The following is a 23,381-nucleotide window of genomic DNA, read 5'->3' on the forward strand; positions in this document are numbered from 1 at the left end:
CATTTGTCAGCGACATATCATTTTTGCCCAGCCTGTCACCAGTGCGTTGCCGGGCCTGGCGGCGGCAAAGTGGATACTGAACGGGGTAAGCATCACCCTTTGTGTTGACCGCACGCCCGGTTGCTGTGCAATCCTTGTCGAAAGCCACCAGCGCGGGATTTAACCCGCCAGAAGGGCAACGACATCAGGGGAGGAACACGTGCAGGCATTGGCCACGCTCGTCCGCGCCATCAGCGCGTTGAACAAATGGATCGGCGAAACTCTGTCCTGGCTCGCGCTGGTCTGCGTGCTGGTCTGTTTCGCGGTGGTGGTGCAGCGCTATATCTTCAGCACCAGCACGCTGTGGATGCAGGACCTCTATATCTGGGTCAGCGGCGCCATGTTCACCGGCGTCGCCGGCTTTGCCCTGATGCGCGACGATCATGTGCGGGTCGACATTTTCTATCGGCCTGCCTCGGTTCGCCGCAAGGCCATGGCAGATCTGTTCGGCGTCGTCGTGTTCCTGCTGCCCTTTATGTATGTAGTGTTCCACTATGGCTGGCCCGCCATCGCCCGCTCCTGGAGCTATTACGAAGCCTCCAGCAATGTCGGCGGCATGCCGGGCCTGTTCGTGCTCAAGAGCTTCATCATCGTTTTTGCAGTGCTGGTCGGCCTACAGGGCATTGCCATGGCAGCCCGCGCCATTCTGGTGCTGGCCGGCCAGGAGAACCTCTTGCCGCCCGGCCTGCGCTACACCCGGGATCATGACGCGGAGGTCGCCCTGTGAGCCAGATCCTGATTGGCGAAATCCTCGCCTGCCTGATGTTCCTGGGCGTGATCGGCGTCTTGCTGATCGGCTTTCCGGTGGCCTTTTCCCTCGCCGGCACCGCCCTGATCTTTGGCCTCGTCGGCTGGTTGCTGGGCGTCTATGACCCGTCCAATTATGGCTCGCTGATTGGCCGCTATGTCGGGCTGATGAGCAGCGAAACCCTGGTGGCCGTGCCGCTCTTTGTGTTCATGGGGGTGATGCTGGAGCGCTCCGGCATTGCCGAGCGCCTGCTGCTGACCATGGGCAAGCTCTTCGGCAATCTGCGCGGGGGCCTGGGCATTTCGGTGGTCATCGTGGGCGCCATGCTGGCCGCCTCGACCGGCGTCGTCGGCGCCACTGTGGTGACCATGGGCCTGATCTCCCTGCCCGCCATGCTGCGCGCCGGCTATGATCCCAAGCTCGCCACCGGCGTTATCTGCGCCTCAGGCACGCTGGGCCAGATCATCCCACCCTCGACGGTGCTGATCTTCATGGGCGACATGCTCTCGGGCATCAATGCCCAGGTGCAGATGGAAAAGGGCAATTTCGCGCCTGAACCCGTCTCCGTCGGCGCCCTGTTCGCCGGGGCCCTGCTGCCGGGCATCCTGCTGGTGATACTCTATCTGCTCTGGGTGATCTTCAAGGCCGTCACCGATCCCAAGTCCGCCCCGGCAACGCCCGTGCCCGAGGCCGAGAAGAAGGACCTCGGCCGCGAGGTTATGGTGGCCCTGGTGCCGCCGTTGCTGCTGATCGTGGCCGTGCTCGGCTCGATCCTGAAAGGCATCGCGACCCCGACCGAGGCCGCCTCGGTCGGCTCGGTGGGTGCCATGCTGCTGGCCATGGCCAACCGCAAGTTCACCCTGTCGATCCTGCGCCAGGCCGTGGTGTCGACCGCCACCATCACCTCGATGGTGTTCATCATCCTGTTCGGCGCCGCGGTGTTCTCGGTGGTGTTCCGCATGATGGGCGGCGACAATCTGGTGCATGCCTTCCTGTCCAGCATGCCGGGCGGCGCCATCGGCGCCACCATCATCGTGATGGCCATCATGTTCATGCTCGGCTTTATCCTGGACACCTTCGAGATCATCTTCATCGTGATCCCGATCACCGCGCCGGTGCTGCTGACGCTGGGCGTCGATCCGATCTGGCTGGGCGTGATGGTGGGCGTGAACCTGCAGACCAGCTTCCTGACGCCGCCCTTTGGCTTTTCGCTGTTCTATCTGCGCGGCGTGGCGCCTTCGAGCGTCACCACGACCATGATCTATCGCGGCGTGATCCCCTTTGTGGTCCTGCAGGTTGTGGCGCTGGCCATCCTCTTCCTGGTGCCGCAGCTGATCACCTGGCTGCCCGGCCTGCTCTACAAATAGGCCGCAGGGGCACAGCAAAAAGCCCGGGCGCGAGCCCGGGCTTTTCTCTGCCGGCAGGGCCGGTCAGGTGTACTTGATGTACTTTTCGCGGGCGACCAGGAAGGGCGCATCCGTGCCCTCGGTGCGTTCACGCAGCAGGTTGAAGGCAGAGATGAAGCTCTCGGCCGTTTCCTTGGTCAGCGCATCGCCGCCCTCGCGGATCTCGGCGATCACTTCCATGGCCGCCTTGGCGCCGGCTTCCAGGATTTCATCGGGGAAGCGGCGCACCTGCACGCCATGCTCGCTGACCAGGGCGCGCAGCGCGCGCGGGTCATTGGCATACATGTCGGATGCCACATCGTCATAGGACGCCTGGGCGCAGACCGCGACGAGCTCCTGCAGATCCTCGGGCAGTTCGGCCAGCTTGGATTTGCTGACCACCAGTTCGGTGGCCAGGCCCGGCTCCACGAAGCTGGGGAAGTAGTAGTTCTTGGCCACCTGGTAGAAGCCCAGCGCCAGATCATTGTAGGGACCGACGAATTCGGCCGCGTCGAGCGTGCCCGACTGCAGCGCGGCAAAGATTTCGCCTGCGGCCATATTGGTCACCGAGGCGCCCAGCTTGCCCCACACCTGGCCGCCCAGGCCCGGCGTGCGGAAACGCAGGCCCTGCAGGTCCGCCACGCCCGTCAGCTCGTTCTTGAACCAGCCGCCGGCCTGGGTGCCGGTGTCGCCGGACAGATAGCCCTTGAGGCCGAACTGGTCGTAGATCTTGTCCCACTGTTCCTGCCCGCCCAGATAGCGCACCCAGGCCGCCAGTTCGCGGCTGGTCATGCCATAGGGCACGCCGGTGAAAAAGCTCAGCCCCTGGCTCTTGTTCTGCCAGTAATAGGCCGCGCCATGGCTCATTTCGGCCGAGCCGTCGATGACGGCGTCGAGCGCCTGCAGGCCCGGCACCATTTCGCCAGCCGCAAAGACCTGCACGGTGAGCCGGCCGCCCGAGGCCTTGGTGATACGATCGGCCAGCTTCTGCGCGCCCACGCCGAGGCCGGGGAAATTCTTGGGCCAGGTGGTGACCATGCGCCAGGTGATATTGCCCTGCGCGATCGCCGGCGTCGCCAGCGTTGCAGCCGCTGCCGCCCCGATGGTCGCCACGGATGCGGATTTGAAGAACTCGCGTCTTTTCATTCTCTTCTCCCTTGTTTCATCCGCGCGTCGCGGCGCGAACGCTGTGTCGGTGCCACCTCTCCCAAAACGGCCCGATCCAGTGCCTGCTAGAAGACCAACCCCCAGCGGCGCTGTCCAGCACCATATTGCCGCTGACCAATCGAGCAGGGCCAAGATTCTTTTGCCGATGACGGATTAAACCGGCCGCTGCGGTGTTGATGCATGTACGGGCCACAAACCGAGCCCGAACCAAGGAGGGATTATCCCATGATGCTGCGTTCCATTCTGGCCGGCGCTGCCGCGCTCGCCCTGTTCGCCATGCCTGCCTTTGCTGCTGACTATGTCGGCGGCGCCGTCAAATCTGCCGACATCGGCGGCAAGATGGTGCTGACCGGCGCCAATGACATGACGCTCTATATTTTCGACAAGGACACTGCCGGCGTCAGCAATTGCTATGACAAGTGCGCCGTCAACTGGCCGCCGCTGCTGGCCGATGCCGCTGCCAAGCCCGAGGGCGACTTCACCCTGGTCGACCGCACCGACGGCACCAAGATGTGGGCCTACAAGGCCATGCCGCTCTATTTCTGGAAGGACGACATGAAGGCCGGCGACATCACCGGTGACGGCGTCGGCGGCGTCTGGCATCTTGCCGTAGAATAAACCCGGACCCTGCCTTGGACAGTTTTCTCGACCAGGTCGAAGCCTGTGTACCGGCCCTGCGGCGCTATGCCCGGGCGCTGACGCGCAATCTCGACCTGGCCGATGATCTGGTCCAGGACTGTCTGGAACGCGCCATCTCCCGGCGCGGGCTGTTCCGCCCGAGCGGACCGGTCCGCGCCTGGCTGTTCACGATCCTCCTTAACCTGCACCGCAACGGCCTGCGTGCCGCGCGCCATCAGGCCAGCACGGTGGATCTGGACAGCATTGCCGAACCCGCGACCCCGGCGCCGCAACCGGGCCATCTGGCCCTGGCCGAAATGGCCCGCGCCATCGACGCCCTGCCACTGGAGCAAAAGGAAGCCTTGCTGCTTGTTGCCCTCGAAGGCCTGCCCTATGCGGAGGCCGCCGCCATCCTGAAGATTCCGCAAGGCACGCTGATGAGCCGGCTGGGCCGCGCCCGCGCCGCCCTGCGCCTGGCCACCGGCACGCCGGCCGAGCCGCATCTGAGGACGGTGAAATGACCGAGATCACCCGCGACATGCTCATGGCTTATGCCGACGGCCAGCTCGAGGCCGACCAGCGCCTGCTGGTGGAGGCCCATCTGGCCGCCAATCCCGAAGCAGCGGCCGAGGTGGCCCTGCTGCAGCGCCAGTCCGACGCCATCCGGACCCTGTTTGCCCCTGCCGGCGCCGAGCCCGTGCCGACCCGCTTGCGCCCCACCCGCATCGCTGCCGACCTGCGCCGCCAGCAGCGTCGTCAATGGGGCTGGGCCGCCGCCGCCGTCATGCTGCTCAGCCTGGGCCTGGGCATTGGCTTTGCCGCCCGCCCGCTGTTTGACCCGCCGGCCAGCGCCACCCTGATTGCCGACGCCGTCAATGCCCACACCGTCTATGTCGCCGAGAGCCGCCACGCCGTCGAAGTGGGCAGCGCCGACAGCGAGCATCTCTCGACCTGGCTGTCCAACCGGCTCGATACGCATCTGGGCATGCCCGACCTTGCCGGCGAGGGCTTTGCCCTGGTGGGCGGGCGCCTCTTGCCCGGCGAACCCGACAAGGGCGGCCGCGCTGCCCAGCTGATGTATGAGGATGCCGACAAGCAGCGCATCACCGTCTATGTCACCGCCGCGCTGCCCGACGCCCGGCCCGCCTATCAATTGGCCAATTACCAGGGCGCCGAGGCCTTCTACTGGGCCAATGCGCGCATCACCTGCACGGTGGTGGGCACGCTGGCCCCCGAGCGCATGCAGGCGGTGTCCCGCGCTGTCTATACCCAGCTCAGCGAGGGCGACGTCACCGCCGCCCCGCCCTATCGCGGCTAGGCCTCAGCCGGCCAGCGGCGCCCGACGCGGCGGAATGTCGTTGGAATAGATATTGTGCAGCCCGACATTGAGGATATCGCGCTCGCCACACAGCGCCATGGTGGTGTCGAGCTCCTTGCGGATGATCTCGAGCACCCGCGCCACGCCCGCCTGGCCACCGGCCCCCAGCCCATAGAGCATGGGACGGCCGATGAAGGTGCCCTTGGCGCCATAGGCCAGCGCCTTGATCACATCCTGGCCCGAGCGAATGCCGCTATCGAGATAGACCTCCGTGCGCTTGCCGATGGCATCGATGATCTCGGGCAGCACGCGGATGGTCGAAGGCGCGCCATCGAGCTGACGGCCGCCGTGATTGGAGACGATCACCGCATCGGCGCCGTTCTCGACAGCGGCAATGGCATCCTCGCGGTCGAGCACGCCCTTGACGATCACCGGCCCGCCAAAGCGCTTCTTGACCCAGGCCACATCGGCCCAGTTGAGCGTGGGGTCGAACTGGCTTGAGGTCCAGGCCGAGAGCGAGGCCAGATCGTGATTGCCATCCACATGGCCCACGATATTGCGGAAGGTATGCCGCTTGGTGCCCAGCATGCGCGCGCACCAGAGGGGGTGCTGCATCATCTGGTAGATCGAATAGGGCGTGAACTTGGGCGGGGTGGAGAGGCCATTGTGAATGTCCTTGTGGCGCTGGCCCAGGATCTGCAGATCCATGGTCAGCACCAGCGCCGAGCATTTGGCCGCCTTGGCCCGGTCGATCAGCCGCTCGATGAAGCCGCGATCGCGCATCACATAGAGCTGGAACCAGAACGGCGCACTGGTGTTTTCGGCAATGTCCTCGATCGAGCACACCGACATGGTCGAGAGCGTGAAGGGAATGCCGAATTCTTCGGCCGCCTTGGCCGCCTTGATCTCGCCATCGGCGATCTGCATGCCGCCGGTCGCCGCCGGGGCAATGGCCACCGGCATGGTGATGGTCTTGCCCAGCATGGACGTCTTGAGGTTGCGGCCCTCCAGGTTCACCGCCACCTTCTGGCGCAGGCTGATCTTGTTGAAGTCGCTCTCATTGGCCCGATAGGTGCCTTCGGTATAGCTGCCGCTGTCGGCATATTCGAAGAACATCTTGGGCACCGAACGCCGCGCCTTCTCCTTCATCTCGGCCACGGTGAGGATCTTGTCGAGACGGGGCATGTGCGGACTCCTGCGCTTTGCCCCTGCCCTAACAACTAACATGTTAGTCGTCAATTGGCAGATGGATGCGCCATCATCCGCGCGCGCCAGCGCGTCAGGCGGGGGGCGACTTGCTGGCCAGCGTCGAGACGGTAAAGGCGAACAGCACGATCAGCGCCGTCCACCAGCCGATGTAGTAAAATGCCGGAAACAGGAACATCAGCACCGCACCATCGAGATAGCTGTAGCGTGGGCGGACAAGGATCTGGAAAACCGTCTTCATGGCGATGCGCTCCGACTAAGATCAGCAACTGCACCTGACATAGGCCGGCCCGATCGGCCTGGCTGTTCCCGAGGGAACCCGCCCTCTTGCCACCACGCCGCCCATCTCGTCATATGCAGGCAAAAACGGGGGGAGACAGGCCATGGCCATCGGCGGCGACGCGCTCGAGTTCATCGACAAGAAATTCTATGACCTGACCATCGGCATCGCGCCGCTCGAAGTGCTCTATGACGGCTGCCGCTGGGCAGAGGGGCCGGTGTGGTTTGCCGATGGCAATTATCTGGTGTGGAGCGACATCCCCAACAACCGCATGCTCAAATGGGTGCCCGACCTCGGGGTGACGACGTTCCGCACGCCCTCCAACTACGTCAATGGCAATACCCGCGACCGCCAGGGAAGGCTGATCTCCTGCTCGCATGGCGCCCGCGCCGTGCTGCGGACCGAGGCCGATGGCACCATCACTACGCTGGTCGACCGCTACGAGGGCAAGCGCCTCAACTCCCCCAATGATGTGGTGGTGAAATCCGATGGCACCATCTGGTTCACCGACCCGCCCTACGGCATCATCAGCGACTACGAAGGCTACAAGTCCGACCAGGAACAGGCCGGCTGCTACGTCTATCGCTTCGATCCCACGGACAATTCGCTGACCGTGGTGGCCGATGATTTCGCCAAGCCCAATGGCCTGGCCTTTTCGCCGGACGAGTCGATCCTTTATGTGTCCGACACAGGCCAGAGCCACGATCCCGACTACCCGGCCCATATCCGCCAGTTCAGCGTCGATGGCGCCAGGCTGACCAACCCAAAAGTGTTCGCCGATATCGACTCCGGCCTGCCCGATGGCTTCCGGCTCGATACCGAGGGCAATGTCTGGACCAGCGCCGGGCTGGGCGTGAATGTCTATGACCCCGCCGGCACGCTGCTGGGCCGCGTCAAGACCGGCGCCAAGACCTCCAATGTGGTGTTCGGCGGGCCGCGCCGAAATCGCCTCTTCATCACCTGCAGCCAATATGTGATGGCCACCTATGTGGGGGCGACGGGGTTGCAGCGGCCTTGAGCCCTGTGCCGCAGAGCACGCTGGACTTTCTGGCCGCCCTCACTGGCGAGCAGCGCGACGCGCTGCTGGCTCTGCGGGCCGAGATTATCGCCGCCGCGCCGGAGGCCGAGGAATATATCGGCTATGGCATCCCCGCCTTTCGGCACAATGGCGCCCTGGTGTCGTTCGGCGCCACGCGCAGCAAATGCTCCTTCTATGTGCAGAGCCCGGCGGTGATGGAAGCGTTCGCCGCCGACCTCACCGGGCTGGACACCTCCAAGGGCACGATCCGCTTTGCCCCCGACAAACCCCTGCCATCTGAGCTGGTCCACCGCATCGTCCAGGCGCGTCTCGAAGAGAACGCCGCCCGCAAGCGGGCCCGATGACGATCGATCCCACAGAGTTCATCACGCAGAACCTGCGGCTCGAACCCGTGCCAAGCCTGCCGGCCATCCGCCTCTATACGGCCCATGCCGGCAGCCGCCTTTCGCGCCTCTTCAGTGACGATGACGACGATCCGCCGGCGCCCTATTGGGCCTATCAATGGGCCGGCGGGCTGGCCCTGGCGCAGCATTTCGCCGCCCATCCGGAGGTGGTCGCGGGCAAGCGCGTCCTTGATCTGGGCGCCGGCTCGGGCCTTGTGGGCATTGCGGCTGCAAAGGCAGGCGCAACGGTTGAGGCCGCCGAAATCGACGCCAACGGGCGCGCCGCCATTGCGCTCAACGCGGCAGCCAATGGCGTGGCCATCCTGCTACGAGACATTGATCTGGACGGCCCGGCGCCCCAAGACATCGACCTGATTGCGGCCGGCGATGTGTTCTACAATCCCGATGTCGCCGCGCTGATGCTGCCGTTTCTGCGGCGCGGCCACGAGGCTGGCATCGCCGTGCTGATCGGCGACCCCGACCGGCGCGATCTGCCGCGCGATGATCTCGAGCTGATCGCCAGCTACAAGGTCAGCGACGTCGGCGATGCCCGGGACACCGCCGACCGCATGGGTTCGGTCTATCGGCTGGACTAACGGCCCGCCAGGCGACGGAAACTGCTGAACTGGAAGTGCTGCACGCTACCCCAGGGCGTTTGATGATCGTGCATACGCGCATCGATCAGCGCGAAGTCAGCTCCCAGGCTGCGCGACAGGCTGACGCTGTCATGCCGGGCCACCGGCAGCCCGCTGCACTTTTCCGGCCCGTCGGGTGCGAACGTGCCGATGACGGCCACGCCACCGGGCCGCAGGGCCTGAAGCAGGACATCGACATAGGCGGCCTGTTCCTCGACCTGCGTCAGGAAGTGAAACGCGGCGCGATCATGCCAAAAGTCATAGCGCCGCAGCGGTTTCCACCGGGTCACGTCGCTGACCACCCAGTCCACCGGCGCATCGGGCGCGATCCGGCGACGCGCCGTTTCCAACGCCGCCGCCGACAGGTCCAGCACGCTGACCCAGGCCTGGTGCCGGCCCTGCAGCGCATCGACCAGCCGCGATGCCCCACCGCCGATATCGACCACGGCATGGGCGGTTTCCAGCCCCGCCGCGTCCAGCAGGGCCAGCGAAGTGTCTGGACTGTGTTCAAACCAGCTGACCGCGTCCTCAGCCTTGCTGGAATACACCCCCTGCCAATGCTGCTCCCGTGCGTCGCTCACATCGTCGCTCCGACCTGCCAGGGCACGAACTCATTGTCGCCATAGCCCAGGGCTTCGGACTTGGTGGGTTCGCCCGAGGCGGTTTTGAGGATGAGGTCGAAAATCTCGCGGCCCTTGTCCTCGATCGAGACGCCATCGATGATGTCGCCGCAGTTGATGTCCATGTCTTCGGTCATGCGTGCATACATGTCCGAATTGGTCGCCAGCTTGATCGAGGGCACCGGCTTGCAGCCATAGGCCGAGCCGCGCCCGGTGGTGAAGGCCAGCACATTGGCGCCGCCAGCCACCTGGCCAGTGGCCGAGACCGGATCAAAGCCGGGCGTATCCATGAACACAAAGCCCTTTTCCGTGATCTTTTCGGCATATTCATAGACCGCCGTCAGCGGCGTGGTGCCGCCCTTGGCCGCTGCGCCGAGGGACTTTTCGAGGATCGTGGTCAGCCCGCCCAGCTTGTTGCCCGGCGAGGGATTGTTGTTCATCTCGCCATGGTTGCGCTTGGTGTAATCTTCCCACCAATGGATGCGGCTGATCAGCTTTTCGCCCACTTCGCGCGTCACGGCGCGGCGGGTCAGCAGATGCTCGGCGCCATAGATCTCCGAGGTTTCGCTGAGAATGGCGGTGCCGCCATTGCGCACCAGGATATCGGCGGCATGGCCCAGCGCCGGATTGGCGGTAATGCCCGAATAGCCATCGGACCCACCACACTGCAGCGCCAGCACGAGTTCGGAGGCATCAACCGTCTCGCGGCGGGCGCGGGCGGCGATGGGCAGCATTTCCTTCATCTGCTCGATGCCCCATTCGACGATCTTGCGCGTGCCGCCGCGCTCCTGAATGGTCATGGTCTGGAAAGTGTCGCTCTCGACAATACCATAGGTCTCCTTCATCCGGCCGATCTGGAACACTTCGCAGCCCAGACCCACCAGCATCGCCGCGCCCAGATTGGGGTTGGACGTATAGCCCCACTGCGTGCGCTGCAGGATGTTGAAGCCCTCGCCGCGGCTTTCCATGCCGCAGCCGGTGCCATGCACGAAGGGCACGACGCCGTCGATTTCCGGATAGTCATCCAGAATGCCGGAGCGGTTGATGCCCTCGGCGATGAACTTGGCCACCGTGGCCGAGCAGTTCACCGAGGTCAGGATCCCCACATAATTGCGCGTACCCACCGAGCCATTGGCGCGGCGATAGCCCTCGAAGGTCGCCCGCTCTTCGACCGGGATCATCTCGGGCGGAAGGGCGCCTTCGGCAAAGGCATAATCATGCGTCAGCGAGCCATCGGGGCCGCCCATGCCGCAATTGTGCTCATGCACCCAGTCGCCGGGCACGATGGCTTCCTTGGCAAAGCCGATGATCTGCCCGAATTTGAGGATCGGCTCACCGGCCGCGATGGCACGGATGGCAAACTTGTGGCCCTTGGGCACGCGGCGCACGATGGCCGGGCCCTGCGGTGTGGCACTGCCCACCTCCAGATTGACAAGGGCCACTGCAATATTGTCTGCGCCATTGAGCACCAGCGTGCGGGGCTGCGGACGGGTCATCGTGTCGGACATGAAAAGGGCTTCCAGTGCTAGGATCTCAACCGCGCTTTACCAAACGGCCACAAACCGACAGATTGCAGGGCAACCCACAGCGATGATCGTTGTAAAGCATCACGGCACTAACTAACATGTTAGCATGACATCGCCAGCAAGTCCCTACTCTTTTCTGACCCCGCAGACCGCGCTGACGCGCGGCAGCGTGACCGCTGACGTGACCAATGCGATTCGCCAGGCCATCGTGCGGCTCGACCTGCCGCCGGGCAGCGTCATCGACAAATCCCTGGTCTGCCAGCAACTGGGCGTCTCGCGCTTTCCGGTGAGCGAGGCGCTGGCGCGGCTGCAGATCGAGGGCCTGGTCGATATCGCGCCGCAGCGCGGCTCCACCGTCTCGCTGGTGCGCATTGCCGACGTGCGCGAATATATGCTGATCCGCAAAGGGCTTGAGAGCGAGGCGCTGCGCGTGTTCATCGGTAGCCATGACAGCGAGCTGACCGCCGCGCTCAAGGCCAATATCGCCGAACAGCGCCTGGCCGCCGAGCAGGACGATGCCGAGGGCTTTCACGCCATCGATATCGAATTCCACGACATCATCTTCCGCGCCATGCAGTTCTCCAAGATCAAGGGCATCATCGACAGCGCCCGCGCCAATCTGGACCGTGCGCGCCGGCTGATCATCACCCCGCGCCGCCTGGCGCTGACCATTGCCGAGCACCAGGCGGTGCTGGACGGCATTCTGGCCGGCGACCAGGCCCAGGCAACCCGCGCCATGCGCGCCCATATCGACGCGGTGATGGTGGAGCTGTTCGCCTTCGCCCGCGAGCACCCCAGCCTGTTTGCCGATGGCGACACGCTGGGCAGTGACAGCGACAGTTTTCCGTTTGGCTGAGGAGGCCATCTCGCATGCTCAAGAATATTCCGCCCATCCTGGGACCCGACCTGCTCGGCATTCTGCGGGCCATGGGCCATGGCGACGAGATCGCCATTGTGGACGCCAACTACCCCGCCGATTCGGCCGGGCCGGTGCTGGTGCGTCTCGATGGCATCAGCGCCACCGATGTGCTCGATGCCGTGCTGACGCTGATGCCGCTCGATGATTTTGTCGATGAGCCGGTGCTGACCATGCAGACCGTGGGCGACGCCGGCAAGCGCGAGCCCGTGGTCGATGCCTTCGACACTATCGTGCGCAAGCACGAGCCCAAGATGGGCGTCTCTTCGCTGGAACGCTTTGCCTTCTACGACCGCGTCAAAAAGGCCTATGCCATCGTCCAGACCGGCGAGCGGCGCCTCTATGGCAATATCCTGCTCAAGAAGGGCATTATCCGCCCCGACGCCTGAGACCAGCGCGAGGCCAGCCGTAACCCGTACCAAGGTTGGCCTCGACACACTGACATGTTAGCTCTAAGCACGGGCCGACGGCACAAGGACACCCAATCATGAAACTGCTCCGCATCGGCGCCAAGGGCGCTGAAAAGCCTGCCATTCTGGCGCAGGACGGCTCCATCCGCGACCTCACTGGCATCGTCGGCGACATCGGCGGCGACGCACTGACGCCCGAGGGCCTCGCCCGGATCGCAGCTGTCGATGTCAGCACCCTGCCCAAGCTCGACGCCAACCAGCGCATCGGCGCCTGCGTCGCCAATGTCGGCAAATTCATCTGCATCGGGCTCAACTACGCCGACCATGCCGCCGAAACTGGCGCCAAGATCCCCGAAGAACCCATCATCTTCATGAAGGCCACCAGCGCCATCATCGGCCCCAATGACGATGTGATCATCCCCAAGAACGCCATCAAGCCCGATTGGGAAGTTGAACTCGGCGTCGTCATCGGCAAGGAAGCCCGCTATGTCGACGAGGCCAATGCCATGGACCATGTCGCCGGCTATTGCGTGATCAACGACGTCTCCGAACGCCATTTCCAGACCGAGCGCGGCGGCACCTGGGACAAGGGCAAGGGCTGCGACACCTTTGGCCCCATCGGTCCGTGGCTCGTCACCCGCGACGAAGTCGCCGACCCGCAGAACCTCAAGATGTGGCTCGAGGTCGACGGCAAGCGCTACCAGAACGGCTCGACCAAAACGATGATCTTCGGCGTGGCCAATGTCGTCGCCTATGTCAGCCAGTTCATGAGCCTGCAGCCGGGCGACATCATCTCGACCGGTACCCCGCCAGGCGTCGGCATGGGCATCAAGCCCGACCCGGTCTGGCTCAAGCCCGGCAACGTCATGCGCCTGGGCATCGAAGGCCTCGGCGAGCAGGCCCAGAATGTGAAGGCCTACAGCGCCTGATTGCAACGGCCTCTCCCGCGAGCGGGAGAGGCCGAAATCTTATGGCCGCCTCGCCACCAGATCAATTTCGACCAGCGCCCCGACAGCCAGGGCCGTGACGCCCACCGTGGTGCGCGCCGGCAGCTTGCCGGGCTCGAAAAAGCTCGGCCACAGCGCATTGAGCGCCGCATAGTCGCGCTCGAACTGCGTCAGGTAAATCCGCGCCATGGTGACATGCTCGAGGCCCAGGCCAATGCCGCCCAGCACGATTTTGAGATTGTCCATCACCTGCCGGGTCTGCGCTTCCACGCCCTCGGGCAGCGGCGCATCGGGCGCGGCGGGATTGGTGGGCATCTGCCCGGTGACAAACACCCAGCCATCGGCCTCGACGGCGTGGGAAAACGGCGCAACCGGGCGGGGTCCGGATGCAATCATGTGGTGGAGCAGGCTGCCCATGGGAATTCCTCGATGATAATGCTTGAGCGTGACGGTCCGGACGGCCATAAGTCAACGGTCGATGGGCTTTGCCCACCGCCCCTTGGGCCAACAGTTCGGATGCCGCATGTTCGACATCTTCCACGCCGTCTCCGCCTATCTCGAGAGCTTCCTGAACACCATTTCAGGCAATTTCTGGCTCACCTTCTGGTTCATTTTCGCGGTGGCGATCGGCGAAGCCGTCTTCATCCTGGGCCTGTTCGTGCCCTCGACGCCCGTGCTGCTGCTGGCCGGCGGCATCATCGCCGAGGGGCGCCTGCCCTTCTGGGAGGTCTATCTGGCGGCCGTGATCGGCGCGATCATCGGCGACGCCATCTCCTACACCATCGGCCATTTCCTCAAGGATTCGATCAAGGAAATCTGGCCCTTCCGCAATCACCGCGATCTGATCGCGCGCGGTGAGGCCTTCTTTGCCAAGCATGGCGGCAAGGCCGTGTTCATTGGCCGCTTCATTCCGGGCGTCAAGGCCGTGATTCCCGGCGTCGCCGGAATCATGGGCATGAACTACGGCTTCTTCACCCTGATCAATGTCACCTCGGCCTTTGTCTGGGCCGCCGCCCATATCCTGCCCGGCATGCTGCTGACGGCCTGGCTGAAGTCGATTGGCCTGTCGCTTGAACTGGTGATCGTGGTGGGCACGTTGATCCTGGCGACGCTGTTTATCCTCATCCACTCCTATCGCCGCATCCTGCTGTTCTTCGCGCCCTGGCTGGGTGGCCTGGGCCGCGCCATGCAGGCGCGCTGGTCCGAAACCGACACCGGACACTGAACTGGCGCGCGGCGGCCGCGACAATGGCGGTTGACGCGCCCCCCTTTGGCGCGGTTTGGTGCGCCGGTTGCAACGCGGCGAGGCAGAACCGATGAACGATAATGAAATGACCGTAGAGCGCGAGGACGGTCCGGCCGGCGGACGCTATGTCATCCGCCTGTCGCCCCATGCCGAAGCCGAAATGACCTTCACCCGCGGCGCCGATGGCCTGATGACCATCACCCACACCGGCGTGCCGCCCGATTTCGAGGGCCGCGGCATTGCCGCGCGCCTGGTCAACCGCGCCATCCAGGATGCGCGCCACGACCATTTCAAGATCCACCCGGTGTGCTCCTATGTGGTGACCCAGTTCCGCCGCCACCCCGAATGGGCCGACCTCAAGGCCTGACGCCTACCGCCCCGAAGCGCTCTTGCGCCGAAAAATCTCGGTGAGCCGGGCCAACGCCACCAGATGGATATTCTCGGGCGTGCGCGGGTCTTTCAGGCACACCACATCGCTGACCACGGTGAACACACAGCCATCGCGCTCACCGGTGGCGGTGAATTCGAGCCGCCGCCGCTCAGGCCAATAGCGCGCATAGGTGACCTTGAACTGCACGGCTCACCCCACCGCCAGTGCCTCATAGCGCCCCGTGGCGCACAGCGGGCTGTCAAAGCCATTGATGCGACTGGCGCTGCCATTGCCGCGCAGCAGCACGATGACCTCATAGACGCCACTCTGCGCGGCATTGCGGCCGAGGTCGCCCACCATGTCGAGCACCGGCTTGAGCTTGGTGGATGGCTTGGTAGTCGTGGCAACGCCGCGCACGCAGACATACCAGCGCTTGGGGCCAAAGGCACTTTCGCCCAGCGTGAGCTGCGGCGCGGAAATGCTCATGCCGGGCCCGGCCTCAGCGCCCAGCACCCGCAGCGCCCGCGCCTTGTAGTCGTCCGGGAAAGCCTCCTGCGCGCCGGACACCTGCACGCTCTGCGGCCCGGGCACGATGCTGGAACAGCCGGCCAGGCAGACCATCAGTATCGAAGCGATCAAAAGCCTGGTCATTTCACCTCCCGACCGGGGCGCAAGACCCGGACGCGACAGGCCCTGCGCCTGCGCCCGGGGACTATACACCCCTGTCCGTGCAGGGCAATTGTCAGCCCAGCGCACCCTGCGATGGCACCAGGCCATGGCTCTCGGAATCAAAGATCACCGTGCGATTGCGCCCGCCATCCTTGGCCATGTAGAGCGCCGTATCGGCCATTTCTATGGCCATCTCGATGGAGTCGCCCGGCTCGACCCGGCAGGCGCCCAGGCTGCAGGTGATGTCAACGCTCTGGCCATCGCCCAGATCGATGGCCCGCTCCACGATATTGCCGGCAATGGCCTGTGTGGCCATGCGCAGCAGCTGCGGCGTCGAGGACCCCAGCAGCACGATGAACTCATCGCCCCCCCAGCGGGCGCAGATATTGCTCGGTCCGATGGCATCGGTGATGCGCTGGGCCACTTCGCGCACCACCACATCGCCGGCGGCATGGCCAAAACTGTCGTTGACGCGCTTGAAATGGTCGATGTCGATCAGCAGCAGCGCCCGCTCCGGATCCTGGCTGCCCGCCCCAAAGGCCGCCATGAAGCCGCGCCGATTGGCCAGCCCGGTCTGCCCATCGCGGAACGCCAGCTCTTCAAGCTCCTGGGTGCGCTCGCGCACCCGCCGCTCAAGGCTCTGGGTGTGTTCGGACACCGTCACTGCCATTTCGGTGAAAGCGGCCGAAAGCCGCCCGATCTCGTCCTGGCGCGTGTCGCCCATCGACAGCGCCGGCCAATAGTCGCCGGCCCGGGCGGCCCGCACCACCTCTTCGAGCCGCGTCAACCGATCGAGCAACTGCCGCTTGAACACCAGCACCATGACCACGGCCACCAGCGCCATCATGGCCGCCAGCAGCAGGCCGATGGGGGCGAACAGCCGCCGGTCGATGATGCTGTCGACATCCATCAGCGTCACATTGAACCAACCCAGCTTGTCCAGATAGCCCACGCCCACCAGCATGCGCTTGCCGCCGATGCTCATGAATTCGGACTTGACCAGATTGTGCCCATTGGCCACCTCGTCGAGCAGGCCGCGCAGCGCCAGCTGGTCACCGGGCGCATCGAGCAGGGCAAAGACCGATCGCTTCTGGTCCTCGGTGTCTGACAGGCTGCGCAGATCCACCAGGCTTTCGTCGCGATGGGCCTGGATGGCGCCGCGCCGATCCACGAACATGGTGGAAACGCCCAGCTGGGGCACATTGACCACCTCCTGGATGAAGGCGCTCAGATCAATGCCCGTGCCCAGCACGCCCAGCACCCGATCGCCCTCGCGGATGACGCAGTTCATCCACACCTTGGTGAGCTGGAGATGGGCGTCATTGTCGACATTGAGATGGCAGCCATTGCCCAGCGCCGAGGTGGCAAAATACCAGGCGTCGCGGGGATTGTTGGCCTCGACGCGATAGCGCAGCTGATTCCCGGCAAAGGCATTGGCGGCGTCGTTGAAATAGTAATTGCCCGAGGCGCCGATGACGAAGAAATAGCTGCGATCGGCAAACGAGCGCCGATAATGCTCCAGCTCGGCCAGCCCGCGCTGCTTGTAGAGCGGATCATCTTCATGCAGGGCCCAGTCGCGCACCGCCTGCGAGCCAGCCAGGGTCTCGGCCAGCGAGACCTCGCGCATCAGCGTCTCAAGCCCACGATAGCGATCGTAGAGCACCTGTTTTTCGGCAAACAGCGTGCCCAGCTGGATCACCGTGCTCGACACAATCCAGCTGAACGCGGCATAGGCAGGCACCGCAACCACGGCAAAGCCCAGCAGCACGAACACGAGAACGCGCAGGCGCAGACTGCTGGTGATCTTGCGTCCGAGATCGAAAATAGGGGCCTCGCATCGGCGAATTTGGGGGCGGCAACCACAGCCGGTCGGTGCCCCTAATGTCTGACACCACCTCTGTAAAAGCCGTTAACAAACTCACAAGCCTCAATAAAATCGGCGCCAGCCATAGCCGGCGCCGATCTCAGCCCATGCGCTCGGGGCTTCACAAAGTGGCCAGGAACGCCTGGGTGTGCACCAGCTCCTCATTGCGCAGCTCGTGCCCGCCGGCATGCCAGGCCAGATTGGCATCGGCCCCCTGGGCCACGAAATAGTCCTGCAGCCGCTGGGTCATGGCCGCCGGCGCCATGGGGTCGCGCTGTCCGGCGGTGATCAGCACCTTCTTGCCAGTTAAGTCCGCCGCCGGCGGCGCAAAGGGGATCAGCGGATGCATCAGCACGCTGGCGTCGAACAGCTGCGGCGCCGCAAACTGCACCGCCGCCAGGATATTGGCGCCATTGGAATAACCCAGGCCAATCACCGCGCTGGGCGTGCCCTCGGCGCGCCGCGCCGCAACAAACGCGCTCATCTTGACCACGCGCTCGGCCAGGTCCGCCATGTCATAGACGCCCTCGCCGGTGCGGCGGAAATAGCGCAGGGCGCCGCCCTCGCTGACATCGCCGCGCGGCGCCACGATGCGGGCCTTCGGCAGGAGCTGGCCTGCCAGTTCGAAGAACTGGTTCTCGTCGCCCCCCGTGCCGTGGAACACAAGGAACAACGGCGCCTTGGGGTCAGCCGAACCGCCAGTGCGAAAATGATAGTCCGCCATCTGCGGTCTCCTCAAAACAACTGCCCGCAATATTGGCGGCCAGCCTGTTTGGAGCAACCAATGATATCGCCACACACTGTCATCGATTTGGAAACGATGCTGAACCACCGCACCCCCGCCGCCGTAACCAGTGCCGGAGGTCAACCATGCCACAATCCCTGCAGTCCTTTCCGTCCGGCGGCCTCGCCGTGGTCTTTGGCGCCAGCGGCGGCATCGGCCAGGCCCTGGTGGCCGAGCTCGCCGCCTCGGGCCAATTCACCACGGTGCTGGGCCTGTCGCGCCGCAATGACGGCTTCGATCTGACCGACGAGGCAACCATTGCCGCCGCTGCCGCACGCATCGCTGCAACCGGCCTGCCGCCGCGCCTGGTCATTGTCGCCACCGGCCTGCTGCATGATGGCGCGCAGCAGCCCGAAAAGAGCTGGCGCCAGCTCGACGCCGCAGCACTGGCCCAGAGCTTTGCCATCAATGCCATCGGCCCGGCGCTGCTCGCCAAGCATGTGCTGCCCCTCTTGCCACGCCAGGGCAAGGCGGTGTTCGCGGCGCTCTCGGCCAAGGTGGGCAGCATTGGCGATAACCGGCTGGGCGGCTGGTATGGCTATCGCGCTGCCAAGACTGCGCTGAACCAGCTGATGCACACCGCATCGATCGAACTGGCGCGGACGCGTCCGGAGGCCATCTGCGTCACCCTCCACCCTGGCAGCGTGGCCACTACCCTGTCGGCGCCCTTTGGCAGCCCCAGCCACCCCGCCGACAGCCCCGACGTGGCCGCCGCCCGGCTGCTGGCTGTGCTCGACGGGCTGACCCCGGACCAGACCGGAGCGTTCCTCGACCACACCGGACTGCCACTGCCCTGGTGACCCCTTGCGCGACGGGCCACCTGTGCCACTATGGCGGCCATGTTCCTGTCCGTCTTCGACGTCTTCAAGATCGGCATCGGCCCCTCGAGTTCCCACACCATGGGCCCGATGACGGCGGCACGGCGCTTCCTCGATGAACTGGCCTCCGGCACCGCGCCGCGGGCCGCCCGCGCCCGCCCGGCCGCCTTGACGGCGAGCCTGCATGGCTCGCTCGCCTTTACCGGCATCGGCCATGGCAGCGGCCGCGCCGTGATCCTGGGCCTCTGTGGCCAGGATCCGCGCACAGTCGACCCCGACGCCATCGACGCCATCATCGCCAGGGTTGAGGCCGAGGGGCGTGTCGAGCCGCCTGGCCACCCCGCCTATCGCTTCCGCCCGGCAGTGGATCTGGTGTTCGACAAGACCACGCCCCTGCCCGGCCATCCCAATGGCCTGCAGTTCACCGCCTTTGACAGCGACGGCCAATTGCTGCTGCGCCGCGCCTATTTCTCCGTCGGCGGTGGCTTTGTGCTGAGCCAGGATGAACTGGCCGCCCTCAAGGGACCGCAGGCGATCCAGCAGGATGTGCCCTTTCCCTTTGCCCATGCGTTGGACATGTTGGCCATGGCCGAGGCCTCGGGCCTGTCGATTGCCGCCATGAAGCGCGCCAATGAAGAGGCGCACATGAGCCGGCGGGCGCTGGATCAGGGCATCGACGCCATCTGGGCCGCCATGAGCGGCTGCATCGACCGCGGCCTTGCCCAGGATGGCACGCTGCCGGGCGGCTTGCGCGTCAAGCGCCGTGCCAGTGCCATGCATCGCCAGCTCGCCGAACAATGGCAGCGCAACGAGATCACCCCGCTGATGGCCAATGACTGGCTGAGCCTTTATGCCATGGCGGTCAACGAGGAGAATGCCGGCGGCGGCCGCGTCGTCACGGCGCCCACCAATGGCGCTGCCGGCGTCATTCCCGCCGTGATGCGCTATTTCCTCAAGTTCAACGCCGCTGCGGGCGCCGAGGCGGTGCGCGACTATCTGCTGACCGCCGCCGCCATCGGCGGCATCATCAAGCACAATGCCTCCATTTCCGGCGCTGAAGTGGGCTGCCAGGGCGAAGTCGGCTCGGCCTCGGCCATGGCCGCCGCCGGCCTCTGCGCCATCATGGGCGGCACCCCGGCCCAGGTGGAAAACGCTGCCGAAATCGCGCTGGAACACCATCTGGGCATGACCTGCGACCCGGTGGGGGGCCTGGTGCAGATCCCCTGCATCGAGCGCAACGCCTTCGGCGCCGTCAAAGCCGTCACCGCCGCCTCCCTGGCCCTGCACGGCGACGGCACCCACGCGGTCCCCCTCGACGCCTGCATCGAAACCATGCGCCAGACCGGCCTGGACATGAGCGACCGCTACAAGGAAACCAGCCTCGCGGGCCTGGCGGTCAATGTGGTGGCGTGCTGAGCCCAACAAGAACCAGTCTGTCAAACGAGCTGCCCCTGACGCAGTTGCTTCCGCCATGGGACCGTAATATACCCTCGCAGGGGTAACGGGGGGCTCGATCTGGTCCACAACGGTGGACCCAGGATCGCTTGGACGAATTCAGTCGTGGAAACGAGCACATTCCCGATCAGTTTGATCGCGCCAGTCAACATTGGGGCTTGCGCATGATGACGAGTTCGCAGACGAACCCCGCTTATTGTCCTGAACGCTGAGAGTTTTGCATTTGACCTTTAGTGACATGGTCCTGCGGGTTCGCAACATGTCCCGCATCTGGAAGCGGGTCATCCTTGTTGTGTTTGACACCGTCGCGCTGGCATTTGCCTTGTCGGCCAGCTTTGCTCTGCGATACGGATTGTGGAATCCGCCCAATACGCTTGACCAGTTGCTGATCATCATGACCGGCCCCATGGTGGCGATCCCCATCTTTATTCGGTTGGGCCTCTATCGGGCGGTTATTCGCTATCTGCCCGAGCGGGCCATGTGGACCATTTTGCAGGCCGTGACGCTGTCCACGGTCTGCTGGGTGCTGGTGGTATTTTTGTCCGAAATGGCAGGTCGGGGCGTGGTGCCGCGGTCGGTGCCGCTGCTCTACTGGGCGATTTCCTTCTTGTTGATCGGCGGAAGCCGCTTCCTCGCCAAACGCTTGCTCTGGGCATCGGCGGGTGCCAAGTTCCGCGAGAATCCCATCGTCATCTATGGAGCCGGCGAGACCGGTGTCCAGCTGGCCTATGCCATCCGCCGGGACTCCTCCCAGTATGTGCTGGCCTTTGTGGACGACAATGCCTCCCTGCATGGACGCGACGTAGCCGGAATCCGCGTCTATCCGCCGTCCAGCCTGCCCACGCTGATTAGCCAGTATGGCGTCAAGGAGGTCGTGCTCTCCATGCCGTCCTTGAGTTCGACACAGCGGCAGGCGCTGGTCGCCAAGATCGGCGGCCAGGGGGCACGTATCCGCACGCTGCCGCCGATCGGCGAGCTGATCTCGGGGCGTTACCTGATCAGCCAGATCCGGGAAATCGACATCGACGAACTGCTCGGCCGCTCCTCAGTACCCGCAGATCGTACCCTGCTGCGTGACATGATCGAGGGCAAGATCATCATGGTCACCGGCGCTGGCGGCTCGATTGGTTCTGAACTCTGCCGCCTGATCGTCAAATGGTCACCGCAGCGACTGGTGCTCTTCGAGGCAAACGAATTTGCACTTTACCAGATCGAGCGCGAGCTTTCGGCGCTCAAGAGCCACTCGATCGTCCCGGTACTCGGCTCGATTACCGACGATGCCAACGTTCGCTACACGCTCAACCAGCACAAGGTGCAGGTGGTCTTCCATGCAGCAGCGCACAAGCATGTCCCGCTGGTTGAAGCCAATGTGATTGAAGGCATCCGCAACAACGTGTTCGGCACCAAAACGGTCGTCGAGGCGGCGGCGGATTTTGGCGTCGAGAGCTTTGTGTTGATTTCCTCCGACAAGGCCGTTCGGCCGACCAATGTCATGGGTGCCACCAAGCGCTGGGCCGAGCTGATCGTCCAGCAGAAGGCTGTCGAAGTTAGCCGAGCAAATGGCAGCCAGCGATTCTGCGCCGTACGCTTCGGCAATGTTCTGGGCTCGAATGGCTCGGTGGTTCCGCTCTTTAAGGAACAGATTGCCAAGGGCGGCCCGATCACCCTGACCGATGCCGAAATGACGCGCTACTTCATGTCTATCCACGAAGCATCCGAACTCATCATTCAGGCAGCCAGCCTGTCGCGCGGCGGCGACGTGTTTCTGCTCGATATGGGCGAGCCGGTCCTGATCAAGGATCTCGCGGAGAACATGGTTCGCCTGGCTGGAGCCTCGATCCGGGATCAGAGCAATCCCGATGGCGACATCCAGATCGTGATCACTGGCAAGCGGCCGGGTGAGAAGATGTATGAAGAGCTGTTCTACGACGATACGACAGCCAGCCCGACCCTGCATCCCAAGATCTTGCGGGCAGCCGGTGACATTGCTAGCGGCACGCCCATCGCCGATGCTTTGCTCGACCTCAGCAGCGCCCTGCAGCAGCGCGATGAGGCCAATGCCCGCAGCATCTTGTTCACGCAGATCAGAGACAGCGACCATGCCGAGGGGAACAAGTCGTGACCGCGACCAATCAGACCAAGTTCGGAACAGACCCCGCGTCAGGCATGTCCGTCCGCGACGCATTACTGCTCGCCGTGCGAAACTGGATCTGGCTGATCGGCGTGCCTCTGGCGACACTGTTCATCGTCTCGGCGATCTACACCAACCTGCCGACACGGACCACTGTGACGGCCGTGCTCAACGCCGACATGGACCTTGTGGAGCTTTATGCAAAGCCGATCATCGACGGTCTCGATCCGACCGCGACATTGACCCTCACCAAGGGTAACGGCACTGTCATCATCACCTCCGACGCACCCGACACGGCGACGGCGCAGGCGCTCGTCCAGCAGGTCCTAGACGCTACGCCACAGCCCGAGCTGCCCCAAACATCGCTCACGCCGACACAATCGCTGGAACTGCGCGCGCTTCGCGAGTATCGGACCAACCTGCAGACCCTGTTGTCCAGCGGCACTGCGCATGCTGCCGAGACCAATGCACTTGAGGCCGAGATGGCCCAAGCACAGGGTCGGATCGATTACCTCGAGCTACGCGACGTTGCGCCTGAGGCCCTACCAAAGGTCGCACAGGAAGCGCGGGCTACGCCCATTCGCCAGCCCCCGCTCCGTAACGTCGCCATATTCACTTTGGTATTCACGCTGTTTGTCACTTGGGCGCTGATCTATGGCCTGGAACGGCGCCGCGTCGTTCGAGAGAAGGGAATGCTGTGAGCGACGACATGCCTTGCCAGTTGACCTTTCTTCGGTTTCCGCTAAGGGGATGCCGCAGGGGCTGACCCAGCCGGATCAACACGTCCCGTGGCCACGCCGGTGTCCG

General features: G+C 64.4%; 27 protein-coding genes. 17 read left to right on the forward strand and 10 right to left on the reverse strand.

Features of this window, described 5'->3' with window-relative positions:
- Positions 1–199 precede the first annotated feature (199 nt).
- Together E8M79_RS17930 and E8M79_RS17935 are read left to right on the forward strand one after the other, a co-directional pair.
- Complete coding sequence (locus E8M79_RS17930; RefSeq protein ID WP_137153200.1) at positions 200–766, forward strand: TRAP transporter small permease subunit; 567 nt, start codon at positions 200–202, stop codon at positions 764–766.
- Complete coding sequence (locus E8M79_RS17935) at positions 763–2,154, forward strand: TRAP transporter large permease subunit (protein ID WP_137153201.1); 1,392 nt, start codon at positions 763–765, stop codon at positions 2,152–2,154. The genes E8M79_RS17930 and E8M79_RS17935 overlap by 4 nt, the downstream gene beginning before the upstream one ends.
- Before the next feature lie 63 nt (positions 2,155–2,217).
- On the opposite strand, the gene E8M79_RS17940 is transcribed toward E8M79_RS17935, so the two are convergent.
- Entirely contained in the window at positions 2,218–3,318 is a 1,101-nt protein-coding gene (locus E8M79_RS17940) for a TRAP transporter substrate-binding protein (protein WP_137153202.1), read from the reverse strand.
- Positions 3,319–3,564: 246 nt separating this feature from the next.
- Between E8M79_RS17940 and E8M79_RS17945 the strand changes: the two genes are divergently transcribed.
- From E8M79_RS17945 to E8M79_RS17955, 3 genes are read left to right on the forward strand one after another with little or no spacing between them, the layout of a single operon-like run.
- The gene (locus E8M79_RS17945) at positions 3,565–3,957 is read left to right on the forward strand and encodes a hypothetical protein (protein ID WP_137153203.1); all 393 of its coding nucleotides are present in this window, start codon (positions 3,565–3,567) and stop codon (positions 3,955–3,957) included.
- 14 nt (positions 3,958–3,971) lie between these two features.
- Positions 3,972–4,478 carry a sigma-70 family RNA polymerase sigma factor gene (locus tag E8M79_RS17950; RefSeq protein WP_137153204.1) on the forward strand — a complete coding sequence of 169 codons (507 nt, stop codon included), beginning with the start codon at positions 3,972–3,974 and terminating at the stop codon, positions 4,476–4,478.
- Positions 4,475–5,275, forward strand: a complete 801-nt coding sequence (locus E8M79_RS17955; protein WP_137153205.1) for an anti-sigma factor — start codon at positions 4,475–4,477, stop codon at positions 5,273–5,275. Before E8M79_RS17950 ends, E8M79_RS17955 begins: the two co-directional genes overlap by 4 nt.
- Positions 5,276–5,278: 3 nt before the next feature.
- Here the strand turns inward: E8M79_RS17955 and E8M79_RS17960 are convergent, their stop codons facing one another.
- On the reverse strand, positions 5,279–6,460 hold the full coding sequence (locus tag E8M79_RS17960; protein ID WP_137153206.1) for an alpha-hydroxy acid oxidase: 1,182 nt from the start codon (positions 6,458–6,460) through the stop codon (positions 5,279–5,281).
- 94 nt (positions 6,461–6,554) lie between these two features.
- A complete protein-coding gene (locus tag E8M79_RS18445) occupies positions 6,555–6,722 on the reverse strand; it encodes a hypothetical protein (protein ID WP_171015924.1) in 168 nt (55 codons plus the stop codon).
- 142 nt (positions 6,723–6,864) lie between these two features.
- Here E8M79_RS18445 and E8M79_RS17965 point away from each other — a divergent pair, with 142 nt between their 5' ends.
- Genes E8M79_RS17965 through E8M79_RS17975 form a run of 3 tightly spaced genes read left to right on the forward strand, consistent with a single transcriptional unit; the run spans position 6,865 to position 8,779 of the window.
- Complete coding sequence (locus tag E8M79_RS17965) at positions 6,865–7,779, forward strand: SMP-30/gluconolactonase/LRE family protein (protein WP_137153207.1); 915 nt, start codon at positions 6,865–6,867, stop codon at positions 7,777–7,779.
- A gap of 5 nt (positions 7,780–7,784) precedes the next feature.
- The gene (locus E8M79_RS17970) at positions 7,785–8,144 is read left to right on the forward strand and encodes a DUF1801 domain-containing protein (protein ID WP_248305086.1); all 360 of its coding nucleotides are present in this window, start codon (positions 7,785–7,787) and stop codon (positions 8,142–8,144) included.
- Positions 8,141–8,779, forward strand: coding sequence for a methyltransferase (locus E8M79_RS17975; RefSeq protein WP_137153209.1), 639 nt, complete (start codon positions 8,141–8,143; stop codon positions 8,777–8,779). The genes E8M79_RS17970 and E8M79_RS17975 overlap by 4 nt, the downstream gene beginning before the upstream one ends.
- On the opposite strand, the gene E8M79_RS17980 is transcribed toward E8M79_RS17975, so the two are convergent.
- Together E8M79_RS17980 and E8M79_RS17985 are read right to left on the reverse strand one after the other, a co-directional pair.
- Entirely contained in the window at positions 8,776–9,399 is a 624-nt protein-coding gene (locus tag E8M79_RS17980) for a class I SAM-dependent methyltransferase (RefSeq protein WP_137153210.1), read from the reverse strand. The two genes, E8M79_RS17975 and E8M79_RS17980, sit on opposite strands and share 4 nt — an antisense overlap.
- A complete protein-coding gene (locus E8M79_RS17985) occupies positions 9,396–10,946 on the reverse strand; it encodes an altronate dehydratase family protein (RefSeq protein WP_137153211.1) in 1,551 nt (516 codons plus the stop codon). The genes E8M79_RS17980 and E8M79_RS17985 overlap by 4 nt, the downstream gene beginning before the upstream one ends.
- 124 nt (positions 10,947–11,070) lie before the next feature.
- Here E8M79_RS17985 and E8M79_RS17990 point away from each other — a divergent pair, with 124 nt between their 5' ends.
- From E8M79_RS17990 to E8M79_RS18000, 3 genes are all read left to right on the forward strand, one after another.
- Entirely contained in the window at positions 11,071–11,820 is a 750-nt protein-coding gene (locus E8M79_RS17990; protein ID WP_137153212.1) for a GntR family transcriptional regulator, read from the forward strand.
- Positions 11,821–11,834: 14 nt separating this feature from the next.
- Entirely contained in the window at positions 11,835–12,269 is a 435-nt protein-coding gene (locus E8M79_RS17995; RefSeq protein ID WP_137153213.1) for an RbsD/FucU domain-containing protein, read from the forward strand.
- 98 nt (positions 12,270–12,367) lie between these two features.
- Positions 12,368–13,219 carry a fumarylacetoacetate hydrolase family protein gene (locus tag E8M79_RS18000; protein WP_137153214.1) on the forward strand — a complete coding sequence of 284 codons (852 nt, stop codon included), beginning with the start codon at positions 12,368–12,370 and terminating at the stop codon, positions 13,217–13,219.
- Between the two features lie 39 nt (positions 13,220–13,258).
- Here E8M79_RS18000 and E8M79_RS18005 read toward each other — a convergent pair whose 3' ends face one another.
- Entirely contained in the window at positions 13,259–13,645 is a 387-nt protein-coding gene (locus tag E8M79_RS18005; RefSeq protein WP_205747962.1) for a RidA family protein, read from the reverse strand.
- Between the two features lie 115 nt (positions 13,646–13,760).
- On the opposite strand from E8M79_RS18005, the gene E8M79_RS18010 reads away from it, so the two are divergent.
- On the forward strand, positions 13,761–14,462 hold the full coding sequence (locus tag E8M79_RS18010; protein ID WP_171015925.1) for a DedA family protein: 702 nt from the start codon (positions 13,761–13,763) through the stop codon (positions 14,460–14,462).
- 91 nt (positions 14,463–14,553) lie between these two features.
- The gene (locus E8M79_RS18015) at positions 14,554–14,850 is read left to right on the forward strand and encodes a GNAT family N-acetyltransferase (RefSeq protein WP_248305031.1); all 297 of its coding nucleotides are present in this window, start codon (positions 14,554–14,556) and stop codon (positions 14,848–14,850) included.
- Positions 14,851–14,853: 3 nt separating this feature from the next.
- On the opposite strand, the gene E8M79_RS18020 is transcribed toward E8M79_RS18015, so the two are convergent.
- The 4 genes from E8M79_RS18020 to E8M79_RS18035 all read right to left on the reverse strand — a co-directional run bounded on the left by E8M79_RS18020 (position 14,854) and on the right by E8M79_RS18035 (position 18,110).
- Entirely contained in the window at positions 14,854–15,060 is a 207-nt protein-coding gene (locus E8M79_RS18020) for a hypothetical protein (RefSeq protein ID WP_137153216.1), read from the reverse strand.
- A gap of 3 nt (positions 15,061–15,063) precedes the next feature.
- Positions 15,064–15,504, reverse strand: a complete 441-nt coding sequence (locus tag E8M79_RS18025) for a hypothetical protein (RefSeq protein ID WP_137153217.1) — start codon at positions 15,502–15,504, stop codon at positions 15,064–15,066.
- A 91-nt stretch (positions 15,505–15,595) separates the two neighbouring features.
- Positions 15,596–17,296, reverse strand: coding sequence for a sensor domain-containing diguanylate cyclase (locus E8M79_RS18030; protein ID WP_248305032.1), 1,701 nt, complete (start codon positions 17,294–17,296; stop codon positions 15,596–15,598).
- A gap of 211 nt (positions 17,297–17,507) precedes the next feature.
- On the reverse strand, positions 17,508–18,110 hold the full coding sequence (locus tag E8M79_RS18035; protein WP_137153219.1) for an alpha/beta hydrolase: 603 nt from the start codon (positions 18,108–18,110) through the stop codon (positions 17,508–17,510).
- A gap of 146 nt (positions 18,111–18,256) precedes the next feature.
- On the opposite strand from E8M79_RS18035, the gene E8M79_RS18040 reads away from it, so the two are divergent.
- The 4 genes from E8M79_RS18040 (at position 18,257) to E8M79_RS18055 (ending at position 23,275) form a co-directional block, all read left to right on the forward strand.
- Entirely contained in the window at positions 18,257–18,970 is a 714-nt protein-coding gene (locus tag E8M79_RS18040; protein ID WP_137153220.1) for an SDR family NAD(P)-dependent oxidoreductase, read from the forward strand.
- A 39-nt stretch (positions 18,971–19,009) separates the two neighbouring features.
- Positions 19,010–20,404: an L-serine ammonia-lyase gene (locus tag E8M79_RS18045; RefSeq protein WP_137153221.1), complete on the forward strand. Its 1,395-nt coding sequence runs from the start codon at positions 19,010–19,012 to the stop codon at positions 20,402–20,404.
- Positions 20,405–20,681: 277 nt separating this feature from the next.
- Positions 20,682–22,565: a nucleoside-diphosphate sugar epimerase/dehydratase gene (locus E8M79_RS18050; protein ID WP_137153444.1), complete on the forward strand. Its 1,884-nt coding sequence runs from the start codon at positions 20,682–20,684 to the stop codon at positions 22,563–22,565.
- Positions 22,562–23,275 (forward strand): hypothetical protein, encoded by a 714-nt coding sequence (locus E8M79_RS18055; protein WP_137153222.1) that lies wholly within the window; start codon positions 22,562–22,564, stop codon positions 23,273–23,275. Before E8M79_RS18050 ends, E8M79_RS18055 begins: the two co-directional genes overlap by 4 nt.
- The last annotated feature ends 106 nt before the right edge of the window (positions 23,276–23,381 follow it).

Source organism: Devosia sp. FKR38 (assembly GCF_005222805.1).
Lineage (GTDB): Bacteria > Pseudomonadota > Alphaproteobacteria > Rhizobiales > Devosiaceae > Devosia.

Bases quoted from the DNA above. Each gene is read 5' to 3' on its own strand.
- E8M79_RS17940 (WP_137153202.1), bottom strand. From the start codon at position 3,318: ATGAAAAGACGCGAGTTCTTCAAATCCGCATCCGTGGCGACCATCGGG.
- E8M79_RS17945 (WP_137153203.1), top strand. From the start codon at position 3,565: ATGATGCTGCGTTCCATTCTGGCCGGCGCTGCCGCGCTCGCCCTGTTC.
- E8M79_RS17955 (WP_137153205.1), top strand. From the start codon at position 4,475: ATGACCGAGATCACCCGCGACATGCTCATGGCTTATGCCGACGGCCAG.
- E8M79_RS17960 (WP_137153206.1), bottom strand. From the start codon at position 6,460: ATGCCCCGTCTCGACAAGATCCTCACCGTGGCCGAGATGAAGGAGAAG.
- E8M79_RS18445 (WP_171015924.1), bottom strand. From the start codon at position 6,722: ATGAAGACGGTTTTCCAGATCCTTGTCCGCCCACGCTACAGCTATCTC.
- E8M79_RS17965 (WP_137153207.1), top strand. From the start codon at position 6,865: ATGGCCATCGGCGGCGACGCGCTCGAGTTCATCGACAAGAAATTCTAT.
- E8M79_RS17975 (WP_137153209.1), top strand. From the start codon at position 8,141: ATGACGATCGATCCCACAGAGTTCATCACGCAGAACCTGCGGCTCGAA.
- E8M79_RS17985 (WP_137153211.1), bottom strand. From the start codon at position 10,946: ATGTCCGACACGATGACCCGTCCGCAGCCCCGCACGCTGGTGCTCAAT.
- E8M79_RS17990 (WP_137153212.1), top strand. From the start codon at position 11,071: ATGACATCGCCAGCAAGTCCCTACTCTTTTCTGACCCCGCAGACCGCG.
- E8M79_RS17995 (WP_137153213.1), top strand. From the start codon at position 11,835: ATGCTCAAGAATATTCCGCCCATCCTGGGACCCGACCTGCTCGGCATT.
- E8M79_RS18000 (WP_137153214.1), top strand. From the start codon at position 12,368: ATGAAACTGCTCCGCATCGGCGCCAAGGGCGCTGAAAAGCCTGCCATT.
- E8M79_RS18010 (WP_171015925.1), top strand. From the start codon at position 13,761: ATGTTCGACATCTTCCACGCCGTCTCCGCCTATCTCGAGAGCTTCCTG.
- E8M79_RS18015 (WP_248305031.1), top strand. From the start codon at position 14,554: ATGAACGATAATGAAATGACCGTAGAGCGCGAGGACGGTCCGGCCGGC.
- E8M79_RS18025 (WP_137153217.1), bottom strand. From the start codon at position 15,504: ATGACCAGGCTTTTGATCGCTTCGATACTGATGGTCTGCCTGGCCGGC.
- E8M79_RS18035 (WP_137153219.1), bottom strand. From the start codon at position 18,110: ATGGCGGACTATCATTTTCGCACTGGCGGTTCGGCTGACCCCAAGGCG.
- E8M79_RS18040 (WP_137153220.1), top strand. From the start codon at position 18,257: ATGCCACAATCCCTGCAGTCCTTTCCGTCCGGCGGCCTCGCCGTGGTC.
- E8M79_RS18045 (WP_137153221.1), top strand. From the start codon at position 19,010: ATGTTCCTGTCCGTCTTCGACGTCTTCAAGATCGGCATCGGCCCCTCG.
- E8M79_RS18050 (WP_137153444.1), top strand. From the start codon at position 20,682: ATGGTCCTGCGGGTTCGCAACATGTCCCGCATCTGGAAGCGGGTCATC.